The 13,924-nt window shown below is 36.6% G+C and carries 14 protein-coding genes and 2 pseudogenes; 1 reads left to right on the forward strand and 15 read right to left on the reverse strand.

Annotated features, from left to right (window positions below; all coding sequences use genetic code 11):
• Window positions 1-546: FAD-binding protein (locus D5R40_RS06025; protein ID WP_240041550.1), on the forward strand; the 546-nt coding region annotated here is incomplete at its 5' end.
• Here the strand turns inward: D5R40_RS06025 and D5R40_RS06030 are convergent.
• From D5R40_RS06030 to D5R40_RS06090, 15 genes and pseudogenes are all read right to left on the reverse strand, one after another.
• Window positions 482-1,465, reverse strand: a pseudogene (locus D5R40_RS06030) (FAD-dependent oxidoreductase); the annotation flags it as partial. The gene D5R40_RS06025 and the pseudogene D5R40_RS06030 sit on opposite strands and share 65 nt — an antisense overlap.
• A gap of 876 nt (window positions 1,466-2,341) precedes the next feature.
• A complete protein-coding gene (locus D5R40_RS06035) occupies window positions 2,342-3,085 on the reverse strand; it encodes an isochorismatase family protein (RefSeq protein WP_124154359.1) in 744 nt (247 codons plus the stop codon).
• Window positions 3,086-3,249: 164 nt separating this feature from the next.
• Window positions 3,250-3,595 (reverse strand): annotated as a pseudogene (locus tag D5R40_RS39190) (IS701 family transposase); the annotation flags it as partial.
• Window positions 3,596-3,964: 369 nt separating this feature from the next.
• Window positions 3,965-4,855 carry a phytanoyl-CoA dioxygenase family protein gene (locus D5R40_RS06040; RefSeq protein ID WP_124154360.1) on the reverse strand — a complete coding sequence of 297 codons (891 nt, stop codon included), beginning with the start codon at window positions 4,853-4,855 and terminating at the stop codon, window positions 3,965-3,967.
• A gap of 170 nt (window positions 4,856-5,025) precedes the next feature.
• Entirely contained in the window at window positions 5,026-5,844 is an 819-nt protein-coding gene (locus D5R40_RS06045) for an FAD-binding protein (RefSeq protein ID WP_124154361.1), read from the reverse strand.
• 13 nt (window positions 5,845-5,857) lie between these two features.
• Window positions 5,858-6,547 (reverse strand): FAD-dependent oxidoreductase, encoded by a 690-nt coding sequence (locus D5R40_RS06050; protein WP_124154362.1) that lies wholly within the window; start codon window positions 6,545-6,547, stop codon window positions 5,858-5,860.
• A gap of 6 nt (window positions 6,548-6,553) precedes the next feature.
• Window positions 6,554-6,682 (reverse strand): TauD/TfdA family dioxygenase, encoded by a 129-nt coding sequence (locus D5R40_RS42455; protein ID WP_375339371.1) that lies wholly within the window; start codon window positions 6,680-6,682, stop codon window positions 6,554-6,556.
• A complete protein-coding gene (locus tag D5R40_RS39195; protein WP_240041551.1) occupies window positions 6,624-6,956 on the reverse strand; it encodes a hypothetical protein in 333 nt (110 codons plus the stop codon). The genes D5R40_RS42455 and D5R40_RS39195 overlap by 59 nt, the downstream gene beginning before the upstream one ends.
• 48 nt (window positions 6,957-7,004) lie before the next feature.
• A complete protein-coding gene (locus D5R40_RS06060; protein ID WP_124154364.1) occupies window positions 7,005-8,321 on the reverse strand; it encodes an MmgE/PrpD family protein in 1,317 nt (438 codons plus the stop codon).
• Between the two features lie 16 nt (window positions 8,322-8,337).
• Entirely contained in the window at window positions 8,338-9,312 is a 975-nt protein-coding gene (locus tag D5R40_RS06065; protein ID WP_124144729.1) for a hydroxymethylglutaryl-CoA lyase-like TIM-barrel protein, read from the reverse strand.
• A 30-nt stretch (window positions 9,313-9,342) separates the two neighbouring features.
• Entirely contained in the window at window positions 9,343-10,146 is an 804-nt protein-coding gene (locus D5R40_RS06070; protein ID WP_161564939.1) for an aldolase/citrate lyase family protein, read from the reverse strand.
• A 13-nt stretch (window positions 10,147-10,159) separates the two neighbouring features.
• Window positions 10,160-11,065: a 2-hydroxyacid dehydrogenase gene (locus D5R40_RS06075; protein ID WP_124144727.1), complete on the reverse strand. Its 906-nt coding sequence runs from the start codon at window positions 11,063-11,065 to the stop codon at window positions 10,160-10,162.
• Window positions 11,065-11,679 (reverse strand): class I SAM-dependent DNA methyltransferase, encoded by a 615-nt coding sequence (locus tag D5R40_RS06080; protein ID WP_124154366.1) that lies wholly within the window; start codon window positions 11,677-11,679, stop codon window positions 11,065-11,067. Before D5R40_RS06080 ends, D5R40_RS06075 begins: the two co-directional genes overlap by 1 nt.
• Window positions 11,680-11,721: 42 nt before the next feature.
• Window positions 11,722-12,837: a mandelate racemase/muconate lactonizing enzyme family protein gene (locus D5R40_RS06085; protein WP_124154367.1), complete on the reverse strand. Its 1,116-nt coding sequence runs from the start codon at window positions 12,835-12,837 to the stop codon at window positions 11,722-11,724.
• A 484-nt stretch (window positions 12,838-13,321) separates the two neighbouring features.
• Window positions 13,322-13,924, reverse strand: a complete 603-nt coding sequence (locus tag D5R40_RS06090) for an SAM-dependent methyltransferase (protein ID WP_240038928.1) — start codon at window positions 13,922-13,924, stop codon at window positions 13,322-13,324.

Genomic DNA, 13,924 nt, shown 5'->3' on the forward strand with positions numbered 1-13,924 from the left:
AAACCAGGCGCTCCTCATTTTCTGATTAGTGAAGCTGTGCGGGGGGAAGGAGCGCCTGCTTTAACTAAACCAGGCGCTCCTCATTTTCTGATTAGTGAAGCTGTGCGGGGGGAAGGAGCGCATCTAATTGACGATCGTGGAAACCGCTTTGCCTTTGAATATCATCCTGCTGGAGAGTTGGCACCAAGAGATGTTGTCAGTAGAGCTATTTTTCATCACTTGCAAAAAACTGCAGATGATCCCACCCAAGCTCATGTTTATTTAGATTTGCGACCTATTGCTCCCGACCGCATTCGTTATCGCTTCCCCAATATTATCAATGTCTGCAAACAATGGGGTATTGATGTTTTTCAAGAACCTATTCCGGTTGCTCCTGCTGCTCATTATTGGATGGGTGGAATTGCTTGTAACTTAATGAGTAAAACCTCAATTCGTGGACTCTATGCCATCGGAGAAACGGCAAGTACGGGAGTTCATGGAGCAAATCTAAATAAACATGAGCTTGGGTGGGATCATCTGCAGTTTTTTGCAAGTGATGAAAAATAGCTCTACTGACAACATCTCTTGGTGCCAACTCTCCAGCAGGATGATATTCAAAGGCAAAGCGGTTTCCACGATCGTCAATTAGATGCGCTCCTTCCCCCCGCACAGCTTCACTAATCAGAAAATGAGGAGCGCCTGGTTTAGTTAAAGCAGTAGGATGAAATTGGAAAAATTCCAAATCTCGTAACACAGCTCCCGCACGCCAAGCTATTGCTACTCCATCCCCTGTACTCACTTCCGGGTTAGTTGTTTGAGCAAATATTTGACCCCCTCCACCCGTTGCCAGCACAACTACAGAAGATTTTAACCACTGAATTTTACTTTGATGGAGAAGACTAATACCTTGGACGCGATTTTTTTGTGGTGTTAGCCATAAATTTAATGCTACTGCCTGAGAAATAACTTGAATGTTTTGACGTTCCAACACTTTTGCTGTCAGTGTATCAATAATAGCTCGACCTGTAGTATCTGCGGAATGAAGTACACGAGGATGTGAGTGGGCAGCTTCTAAAGTCATTGCCAGTTTTTCTCCTTTGCGGTCAAAAGCAACACCCATTTCTACTAGATGAGCGATCGCTTCACCTGCATTCTCAACCATGAATTTTACCGCTTCTTTTTCTAGATGAGCGATCGCTTCACCTGCATTCTCAACCATGAATTTTACCGCTTCTTTTTCACATAAACCCACACCTGCTTTGAGGGTATCTTCTAAGTGTAAGAATGGATGATCTGATGGATCTACAGCAGCAGCAATACCTCCCTGAGCGCAGTTACTCGATCCCATATTTATGACATCCTTAGTAACTAAACCAACTCTAAGATGAGTAGGTAAACAAAGTGCAGCATAAAGTCCTGCTGCACCCGAACCTACTACTATAACATCAAAGTAGGGAGAAATGTTTAGAGATTTTAATCTTGGCATTCGTATAAAGTTATTTATTTGATCTAGAATAAATCAGTGTACAATTTTGTTGAGCAAAGCTTTTCTATAAGGAATTTCAGATACATATTTATAGATAGCAATAGACTATCCCTTGCAATTAAGAGGGGACAAGAAGAATGCTTGCTCATTGTCTGCTCATTGTCTACAGATTAGAAAGATTATAATTGCTTTCTTAAAATTCAGCTACTTTTTTACAATTTCTTCGGTTATGAATCAAAAATTATTTAGAGGAACTTATATTTATATTCAGAAGTTATTATGTTTCGGTTTTACTTTTAATATCAAATCCGGTTAAATAACCTCACAATCATTAGACATCTCCATAAAAGATGGAGTAGGGAGTAGGGGGAAAGAATTGATGAATAAGAGTACGATAATTGATTTGATTTTTGATAATTGGAGGTGTCTATTAGGCTAAAACTGATCGTAAGGTAATTGGAAGCATATGCAATTAGACGGATTTGATATGAGCTTTTAACTTTGAACTCTAACAGTAATTAAATAAATACAGCAAATTTCAGGGTAGTAAGGTATAATTTAAAGTTTATCTTTAATTCTTATTCCCTATTCCCTGTGTTTTAAAAGCATAATTTTTTCTACCTCCAAGACTCGAAAACTTCTGTATTTGCTACAAATATTTGTGATTTTTTACCGAATAATTACGGTATAGTTTATGAATAATCTATAATTTTTATTCATTCCTTGATCCCTGCTACCTATTCCCTAAAAGTATCAAACTTTGTAACTGATCAACTCGAAAACTGCTGTAATTTTTGAAGCTTATCATCAACACAGTATAGGTGTCTAACTTATTTTCAATACCGGAAAATTCTACTTTTAACAGTCGGTCGGCCTCTAAATTTCAATAGTAGAAGCAATAAATGCACCGCGTTCGGCCATTTTATATAATCCGACATGGTGTGATACTTTCTGTGGATGAATAGCAGTTTTTGGTAAACCTTGCTCTGCTGCCATTTCTGCTGTGAGGTCAAAGGTAGCACAACCTTTTTCATATACAGCCACATCTTTTAAAGTAGGCACTAAACCATGATTACGAACCGACAGAATAGTTACAACAAAATCCATCACACAGATATCGGTGCAAATTCCTACCACAACTAAGACTTCCAGTTTGTATTCATTTATCCAGTTTAACAATACATTACGCTGAGTATTAACATCAATAGAACCGATAAATCCATTAATACAATCCTTGGGAACTAATGTTGCGAGGGGATTATCGTGTAACCATTTCAGTTCTGGGACAAGTTCTTCTTCTCCTGTTCCCTTTTCGCAATGAGGTGGATAAGGAGGTTCTGGTTTCCCTGGTTCGTGGGTATCTAAAAATGCTAAAACTGGCCAACCTCGTTCAACAAAAGTTCTCGCTAGGCGATCGCTTTCTGAAATCATTGTAGCAATTTGTTCGTTAGGTTCTTGGGGTGCTAAGGGACCAAACCCAACAGTGCAAAAACCATTAAGTACATCTACTACAATTAATCCGGCAGAGCGATCGGCTATAATATAAGGTCGTGGATCAACAGGTAAAGCAGCTTGAATAGTTGCTAAGGTAGTATCAGGAGTCCCTAGAGTTGTTGTCATTATAATTTACTCAATGAAACAATAGTATAAATAATTTTAGCTAAATTTTATTTATTCAGGACTTACGCAAAGACACTATATATAGCGTATACTAAATATAGTGATCGCCTACAAAATTATAGCTATCGCCCAGCTTTGCTGATTCTATTCCTATTCATAAAAACTTAAACCACCGTCATTTTAATTGTAGGATATTTGAGTTCAGATACTAAATATTTAGATAACAATTGATGTTTCAGTTGATAAATAGTTTTCCCCATTTTTCCAGCTAACTCTTTTAAATGGTTCCAAACCAACATACCACAAGCAATATGGTTTTTCTGAATTCTCGCCCTACGACATTGGCACTGCTCAAGTCCTGTTAATTGCTTAATTTCTCTATGGAACTCTTTTATTTTCCATCTGGTTTGTGACTCAAATTCTACATCATCGCTCTTAAGATTGGCTCAAATCATTAGTAACAATATATTCTGTTCTGTTGGCGGTAACAGTAGCCCAAAATAATTTCACTGTCTTGAGTGCGTCTTACATTCTGAGGAAACCTCAGAATTACGCACTCGCTTTTTTGTCTCGTGGAAAACCTTTTATTTTAATAACTTTTTTTCTGTAAAATAATTGCCCTAGCCTAACATTGTTATTGATATTAGTACCATTTCCGAGAAAAGTCATCATTCAACAATGAATAATGAATAATGAATAATTACCTCTCCATGAATTGAAGAGGATTGACAAATTCATGAAAATTTTTTCTTCACAGGAGTCCATTGGATATGGCGAGGAGACCTCGCCATCCCATCCTAGGTCATGCTGCGCAAACGACCGCTTATTATCCCCTGAAAAGGGGAGGCGCATACCCACAATTTTTCGGTAAAGCAGTTTTCACTCTTTGTGGGGCAATCTTCTTAGAAATATACCTTTCCTTTTATTACCGTCAGTTTCCTTTCCGTGAAATATTTGATCATCAAAAGCTGAACAATTAGCATCTTTTAGTGCAGAGTCTGGTAATTTAGTTAGTGGTTTATATAAGTGATGTTGTTGTCGTTCACGAAAAATAGGCTCATTAGATCGTGCATTAAAAGTTGAATGTATTAAAGAACGAACTTCATGACTATTGTTGCCATCAGAACCATGAAGCGTTTTAGCATGAAAAAATAAAACATCACCAGCGTCCATTTCACAATACACCAATTCATGGTTTTCAAAAGCTTTTTCCATACGAACCGGATCACCAGCCACAGAATTACCTCTAGTCACATCATCTAGCCTAGCCATAACGTGGGAACCACGAAGTATCTGCAAACAACCATTAGAAATATCATTCTTGTCTAGTGCAATAGAACAAGTAATCATATTAGGGTAAAGGCATCCATCCTGATACCATGCAGAGAAATCAGCGTGCCAATCAACTTTACCATCACCAGGTTGCTTGATCACAATTTTTGAGTGCCAGTGGTAACATTCTTCTTCTAATAGTAACTCAATAGCATCAACAATTCTTGCTGTACGAGACATAATGCCCAAAAAAGTTTCCCCTAAGTCTGTCCAAGCTGAAACTTTCCAACTCTTGCCGTCCTCATATATTACGGCTGTTTGTGAATTTCCCATAGTAGGATCTTTTTTCAGGGCTTCTTGAAGAGGTTTAAGCTCTTGTGCAGAGAACATATTTCTGATGATGATAAAACCATCTTTATGAAAACGAGTAACTTCCTCATCAGTGAGAGGACGAATACTTTTAATTTCTTGATTTGTTTTTACTGTTGTTTGAGCCATTGTTTAAAAAGTTAAATTATATTTACCCATAGAACTTTAGGCGTTGCTGATGCGTTGGTATGATTTGTATTTTTTGGCGATTGCTAAACTATATTAATGACAAATATTTGAGATTCTTCAGTTTTGATTTTCATACCTTGATTCAGCAATACCAATTATAAAGTATAACTTTACTGCTTTGCAACATTCCGGCCAGCTATACGACCAAATACAAGGCAGTCTGTTATGGCTAAGGTACTTAATCTACAAGCACCATGAACACCACCTGTTACTTCTCCAGCCGCATATAAACCCTTAATTGGTTTCTCCTTTGAATTAAGCACCTGTGCATCTGCATTAATTTTGAGTCCACCCATTGTATGATGAACCTTTGGGTATAAACGTACGCCATAAAATGGAGGTTTTAATGGTTTGCTACCTTCAAGAATAGGTTTGCCCAATGCCACATCACACTGAGTCTCAACATAAGTATTGTATTCAAGTAGTGTTTCACATAAAGTCTTAACAGGGATGTTATATGCCTCAGCTAAAGTCTCTAAAGTCTCAAATTTTTTCACAACACCACGCCTCAAAGCACTTTTAATACTTTTTCCAGCTAATTCGACTCCTTGGGCATCTGCAATACCAACACTTGGCTGTGAGAGTTCAAACATGGCATCTGTACAGGTTTTTCTATCTGCTAATTCATTAACAAATCGTTTACCTGTGGCTACATCAACCATAAATCCATATTGGAATACAGCGTAACTCGCAAAAATTGGAGCTGTACCATAAGATTTCTCGTCAGGCGAAGTCCAAGGGGCAAGTTGAATATAGTTTAAATTGACTGTTTGAGCATCTAGTGCTACGGCTTGTAACATTCCTTGGGCAGTAGTGTTAGGTATATTCGTATGATCAACTTCAGCATTGAGACGCTGATCATATTTGATTCTGAATGAAATATCCCCCGAAAAACCACCAGTAGCTAAGACAACTCCTTTTCGGGGGATATTTCATTCAGAATCAAATATGATCAACTTCAGCATTGAGACGCTGATCATATTTGATTCTGAATGAAATATCCCCCGAAAAACCACCAGTAGCTAAGACAACTCCTTTTCGGACTTTAATATATTCTAGAGGAAGTGTTGAATTTTTTTGAACAGACTGAATAACCACACCAATGATTTCATTCTTTTCATTGGTAAGGAATTCTCTAAAACTTGTATTAGGCTTAATCTTACCATCTAAGCTTTTGAATTTAGCCAACATGGGTTTAATAATTCCCTTGCCAGAGTCATCACAAGGTGTATAACTACGAGGCATTGAATGCCCACCAAACTGATCTACACGATCTTGAAAACAACATCCAATCTCTTCAACGAGCCATTGAAAAACCTCATTTGCTTGATTAGCCAAGATATTTACTAGCTTTTCATCGCAATAACCACGTCCTGCATTTAACATATCTTGCCTGAGTAAATCAGGAGAATCAATTAATCCATTTTCACCTTGCAAATTTTGATTAACTATTGCTAAAACTCCATCACTAAATAAAGAATTACCACCGCAATGATTTTGCTTTTCTAAAACCATTACGGATGCTCCTACTTCTCTAGCAGAAATGGCGGTGGCTAAACCGGCAAAACCACTACCGATCACAATGACATCTATCTCATTATTCCATCTGTCTCTTTTTAAATTCGTCTGCAACTCTCTTTATTTCAATATACTCACAAACATTTGACGTGGTCCTTCAAAAGACATCCTTCCATGTTGGACTAAGAGATTATCTAAGATTAATACATCTCCTTTTTGCCATTGAATTGAAACAGCACTTAGCCATATTTTTTGGCGGATATGAGCTATTAAATATAGCTCCATACTTATGCAAAACCTCTTCAATCCAAAATTCTGTTTCTTTTACCCATTCTTTTATAGAAATATTTTTAGCAGAAGAATTAGATATTGGTTGTAAAACTAAAGGAAATGTTTCTGTCGGATTTTTGGAAATATGAGATGGCATGGATGGATGATCTGAACCCGGAAGAAAGGAACGATTTGACAATTTTACGGGGACTTGAGAGGATTTAAGTGCGGTAGATGAAACTAAATTTTTCATGTTTATTTTGATTTCCTTTATTAAAGATAATTCTAGATTATTCTTGTCTCAAGAAGGTTGATTCATCAATTCAAGCAGACTGCTTACATTTGATAAACTTATGCAATTCCAAACCATTTCCTCCAAATCAGTTGCTCGTTTTTCTGACAACTCACCTTTGGTTAAAGCTCGAAACTTTTCTTTTAATTCTTCATCCGTGGGTGGCTCAGTTGATGCCCATTTTTCCTCAATATCACCAGAATCATAAGTCATTCCACTGTATGTTTTGATAATTACCCTTGCAAATCGCTGATTGGGATAAATACTGGTAAATTTTTCTTCTTCAATAGTCTCTATACAATCATACAAATGAGCAACAATATCACTTTTAAATGCGGCTTCAAATGTTGTTGCTCTGCCTAATTCACCATAAACGAGTATAGCCGCCACTGCAAATTTGAGGTTAAACTGAGCTTCCTCGGTATTTTTGGGCATAGGCATATTTCTTTCCTTGGTTGCCACAGCAAAAGAATGAACTTTGATAGACGTAATACTTTTAAAATCTTCTTTCAGATTATCTCTAAGTACTAATGCCGCATCCATACCTGCTTGCATCCACCGACAAACGGTATAAGGTTTGTAATAAGATTTAGATAATTGCCAATGTTGTCCTAAATCATCCCAAATATCGGCTACTTCTTTTTCCTCGATATTGAAAGTGGGCGCTCCTGTAAAACCTTGTCTAGCTAACAATGCAGAGGTAACCCCTTCCATTGCTGCCCAACCAGCACCAGTTCTCACCATAGTGGGATAACCAACGGTTTTGGGAATGGGTGCAACAGGGGCTACATATTCAGCTATACCAAGAGCGTGTTCCGTTTCAGAGGGACTCAATGATAACAGACGAGATGCGATCGCCGCACTACCTATAATATTCCAAGTACAAGCGGTATGAGCTTTACTACTATCTCTCTTATTTAAAGCTATTCCTGCTCTGAAAGCTATTTCAAAGCCCATAATCCATGATTTCAAAAGTTCCTTTCCTGTAGCATTGGGGGTAACTGTAGTTAATAAAGTAGCTAATAAAGTAGCCCCAGCTGTACCCCTAGCGAGGGGATGTCCTCCATAAATACCCATAGCATCGGTAGTCATCCCATTAGCAAATACTGCCGCAGGTAGAGATACTTCCCTACCATCAAGCCATAAAAACCCGCCTTTACCACCATAAGTCGCCACTACATATTCATTCACAATGTGGGAAAGTTTGGTGTTGTGACCAATTATTGCCGCTCCCAAAGTATCAATTAAGCTACGAATTCCTTCTCGTTGGATTGCTTCTGGAATATCTTCTAACTTAAGTTGATGAATAAAATTGATTACTTGCATTTTTAATGTCAGAGATTTAAACAGTAACTTCTTGTGGTTGTAAAATTTCTTCTATTGTCTTGTAACGTTTCCAAGGCAATTGTTGTAAAAAATCGATTGTTGTATTCCCATAACGTTCTAACAGAGGGGCTACCCATAATCCTGAAAGATTTTTACTACCTGCGAGGTATTGTAAATATCTTTGTTCAGGTAAAACAGGAACTTGGAGTATATGGAAAAGAGATTTGAGATGTTCATATTGATATAACTTCTCATTGTGAAAATGTTCCACGATAGCTAAAGCTTGATCAATTTTAGTATTACCTGCACCTAAACCATAGCCATTAATAGAACCATCAATTATAGTACATCCTGCTGCCATCGCTGCATGAGAGTTAGCAGAAGCCAAACCTAACATATCATGAGCATGAAAACCTAATACCCCATCCCATTCTTGACGTGCAGATTTGATAAAAGAAAAAACTTCATCGGGTTGTGCTGCACCCCTAGAATCAGCAAAATAAAATATATCAAATACCTCTTTTGCTGTGGCTGCTAATTTAACTGCGGATAATAATTCATCAGGGGTATAGACTGTAAAATTAGCAAAATTCAAGCTAGATGATATACCTAATTTTTTTATTTTTTCAGCTATCTTTATTGCCAAAGGAATTTCTTCTTTTACACTTACTACAATACGAATCAGATCAAGAAATTCACCCCTTGAATCTAATATTTCATCTACTTTTTCTTCGTAACATCTCAACATTCCACCAACAGAGGCGGAGTTAACTTTTTCTTTTAAACTAGCTAATAAGGATGATGGACAAGTAGCAGTAAGCATACTTTCAGGATCTTCACTCAGATAACCAACTTCAATCACATCTACACCAACTTTATCCATTCCAGTAACGACTTGGAAAACCTCACTTTCAGAAAAGTCCCAATTGTTAAGGAAACCTGCATCTCTTAAGGTTACATCTATAGCACTATGTTTTTGTAAAAAATTCATTTTTGATAACAAATAATTATATTGATCGCTTTAGTCAACTGAAGCAACTAATTTTTTCTTGGTAATTTCAACTCTGGATTGATAAAAATCATTCCTTTGAGGATTCAAGTTTTTAAGACTTTCATAATATGCTATTTCTGTATTTAACATCAATCTTACACCTTCAGATAAGTCTTGACACTTATCAATATTCAGTAAAAAATTAATAGTATTCAAATGATCCGCTTGGAACTCATTCTTGATAGAAAGAGCAGTACGAGGATTTACAAAACCTCCCACAGAAACACTTTTCCCTTTTTTATGTACTGCATCAATGATTTTTTTGCATATTTCTTGTACTTCTGGAGCGTCAACATTTTGTATTCCCATTGAATTTGATAAATCCAAGCGTCCTAACACTAGCATTTCTAGTTCATCAAAATAGGGACTATTAAGAATGATGTCAAGATTATTATAAGTCTGAATTGATTCTATCATCATAGCTAGTCTGGGCTTTTTATGATGTTTCTGACAAATTCCTTTAGTAATTGTAACAAACTTTTCCAAGGCAAACTCAGACTCTACCATTGGAGCTAAAAAAGATTCTACTCCAATCTCTAGCAAATTTCTAATTTCTGTTCTTGCTTCAACTCCACCAACTTTCATTAATACGGGTATATCATGGCTTCCTAATTGCTTGAGGTAAGCAATTTCTTCTAAGTCCATATTTTCCCATTCTGAACCAGCTTTAAACATTCTTAAACCGTAAGAGTTATAAAGCTCATCAACCATTATATTTAAAGTTTTAGTCTCTAAATCTAGTGATTTTTTCAGATCCAGTTCAGTTTTTTTCATCGCTTTCATAATTTTAAAAATTTCTCAAATAATTCGTAAGAGTCTCTACAACCATTTTAATTCTTCGTGTAAAGGATTCTTTAGTATACCAACCACGACGAGGTGTAATGATTAGATTAGGAAGTTGAAAATATTTTTCATCTTCACTCAGTAAATCTACTCCAGCATAGGATAATTTGCCATCTTCCAAAGCCCACTTCAAAGCATTAAATTCGATCAATTTATCAGGAGAAATATTAATCAATATAGCTCCTTTTTTGATTTGGGAAATATTCTGAAAATTTATGATATTCTTAGTATCTTGGTTTAAAGGTAGTGTCAGAAAAATCACATCACTTTCTGATAGTAAGGTATTCAAATCTGTCTGTATCCCTAAACTGGTAGTCAGCTGACTTCTATTACTATACTTAACTTTCATTTCAAAACCTTGAAGTATTTTAGCAATTCTTTTCCCAATATCACCCATTCCTATAATGCCTACTTTTTTGCCAGATAATTCCATACCTTGATGTTCAAACAATTGAAAGTCACCCGATCTGACTTTAGTATTAAAATCAACAATTCTTTTAGCTGCCGAAAGCATTAAAGCTACAGCATGTTCAGCAACTGATGCACCTGTATATTTGGGAGTGTTTACAACTTTTATGTTGTTTTGGTGACAATATTCCCGATCTATATAACTGGTTTCCGTTGTTGTTGCCAGTATAAATTCCAGTTGAGGAAGTTTTGATAAATTACTTGCATCTAAATTCATGAAAGTTGTTATCAAAATTTCTGTATCATTATGGGTCTCTAATATTTTTTCTAGGGAAAATGAACCAGAATTATCCTGATACCAAACTACATTCGCATGAGAAAGATGATTGAATATATCTTCTGGATAAGGCTCTCTATTATTTAAAAATAAGCATTTTTTCATTATTTTTTACTTTCAGGAATAGCAAATACCCAGTAATGTGCGTTTGATTCCTCTCCTAAATAAGGTTTATTCATTCTGCAATCTATTAATTTTAATTCTCCAAGTTGCTCTAATTCTTTATAATAACCTTCAAAATTATAAGTCTCACAAAAAACCAATCTTGTACTCATTAAAATTATGCCTCCTGGTTTTGTTACTTCCATCAGCCATCTTAATGCAGTCGGCTTTACTAAGTCAAATGAAAATACGCCACAACAAATAGTTAAATCATATTGATGATGGAAAAAAAAGGGTGGTTTTTTATTCAAATCACACCAACCCATCAAGTATTGATATGCGCCTGTTTCATAGGCTAACTTTACCATCTCATGAGAAAAATCTACCCCATCAATATAAGAAAATCCCTCTTTGCGTAATTTAACTCCAAGCAAACCTGTACCACATCCGGCATCTAAAACCTTAAGCTCAGATTTGTTACTGTAATCTATTACTTGCTGATTTACAACTTCCATGAGATATTCTACGATGTAGCTTGGAGCATAATAATTTCTATTTTTAACATCTACATTGTATGTGGAAGCCCACTTATCATATCGTTCTTGGTGATTGATCATCTATATTATATGTTGTTTAGAAAATACTTTTAGAAAAAATTACTATGATTTAGTATAAACGGCAATGGGTTCACCTAATATTTCCATAATCGGTTCTATGCCTAAACCTGGTGTTTCTGGTGGAATACCTGTACCCTTTTTGTAAGTATAGCCACCTTTGGCAGGAATGACGGTATGTAATCTAGTAGAATCTGAAGTCGCTAAACGATATCTGAGGGGGGTAGCAACGGCTAAATGTATCGCACCTGTGCCTCCTATGACGCTACCGCCTGTTTCTTCTATATTCATACGAAGTCCAGTGGCCAGACAAAAATCTCGCATTTGACGGGCTTTAGTTAACCCTCCAACTCTTCCAATTTTAATATTGATAGCTTGTGCCACACCTTCTCGTTGAGCCCATAATAAATCTTGAAAAGTGTGAATGCACTCATCTAAAATAATGGGGTGTTGAGTTAGGCGACGCACGGTTAAACATTCTTCCAATGTTTCACAGGGTTGCTCAAAATATACTGTTTTATCATTGATAGAATTCATAATTTGAATAGCATGATCTGGCAACCAAGCACGATTAGCATCTATGGTAATCTTTTCCTGTGGCTGTAATTCTGCCATGATTGCTTGAATACGGGCAATATCAAGGGAAACCTCCCCACCAATTTTAGGAGAAAAAATATGATATCCTTGATCTCTTCGTTGTTTGAGATCGGCAACCATTTCTTCTGGTGTACCATTGGCAAAAGCCCCTATTAAATCAGCGTGTTCGCTAAAACGTCCTCCCAACAGTGTATAGAGGGGCAAATTAGCATATTTACCTAATATATCCCAACAAGCTACATCAATAGCAGACTTGACATATAAATGTCCTTTGAGAGTTAAGTCCATAAGATGATTTATGTTCTCTAACTCAAGGGGATTAGCTCCTATAAGTATAGGAGCTAATTGAGCCATTCCTGCCTTTATTCCTCCAGCAAAAGCAGGTAAGTAAGATTGTCCAAAAGGACAGGACTCACCCCAACCTACGATACCATCACTGGTTGTAATAGCGACAATAATGCTGTCCATTTTGTCCACAAATAAACGTCCACCTGAAATTCGATATGGCTTAATTAATGGTAATTCTACTTCGTAAATATTGATCTCACAAATTTTAATTGTCATGTTTGAATTTTGTTGTTAACTCAAAAATAATAGCTTAAATCATTGACTAAAACTTAAGTAAGAAAGTGTTCAACAATTAATAATTAATTATTATTGAAGAAGGAGACAGGAGACAGCTATACTGGAGACAGGAGGAAAATTACATGGGGATTCTAACCCCAAGTAATTTTGAACACCGTGTAGACGGTGGGGTATTAAACCCACAAAGAAAATGATAATTAATTATAATATCATGTCCGGATAATTAGTGATCAAAAAAACTTTCTCCTTTTCCTCCTCTTTATTCTTTCTTCTTCTTTCTTCTTCTTTGTTGACTTCTGACTCCTGACTCCTCTGTCATTTATTTATAACTGGTAAATTCTGTTGAGGTCAATTTGACCACTTCATTGAACCCTTGTCTGTACTTCTTCCCCAAAACGTCGATAATGAATTGGTACATTTTGAGAAAGATCAATAAAATGTAGTTCCTCAAAACCAAACTCTTTTACTGTTTGACTGTAAAACAGATAAGACCCAATATCACTAATTCCCAGACGGTCAAAAGCAGGTTGCAATGCTCCTGGGGGCAAATTTCGCTTTGCATGGGGTCAGTAAAAATTAATTCGCCTCCCGGTTTTAATATTTTTTTAATTTCTGGGAAAACTAGACAGCGATCGCCACTATGCACAATGGCATCCTGAGACCAAACTATATCAAAGGAGTTATCTGCATAGGGGATATCCTCAAAACTTCCTTGAGTAACTTCTACCAAGTGGCTTAAGTTTTGTTCTTGATTAAGTTGACTGTTGCGTTGATTTTGCAACTGGCTTAAATTGAGACAACACACGGAACAGCCATAAGTTTTAGCCAAATACCTAGCTGCCCCTCCATATCCAGCTCCCAGGTCGATGACCCGTGAATTTTGGTCTATTTTTTCTAGAGTTTGGGCAATGGTTTCTAGGGTACGCAGGGACGCATAGTGAATTGCTTCGTCTGGTTGGGTGTAGATGCCATCATGAATATGTTCCCCTCCCCAGATAGCTGCATACATTCTGTCGGTTTCGGTGTCATCATAATATTGTTGGGCAATTTTTACTGCTTCTGTCAT

This window comes from Okeania hirsuta (assembly GCF_003838195.1).
GTDB classification, from domain to species: Bacteria; Cyanobacteriota; Cyanobacteriia; order Cyanobacteriales; family Microcoleaceae; genus Okeania; species Okeania hirsuta.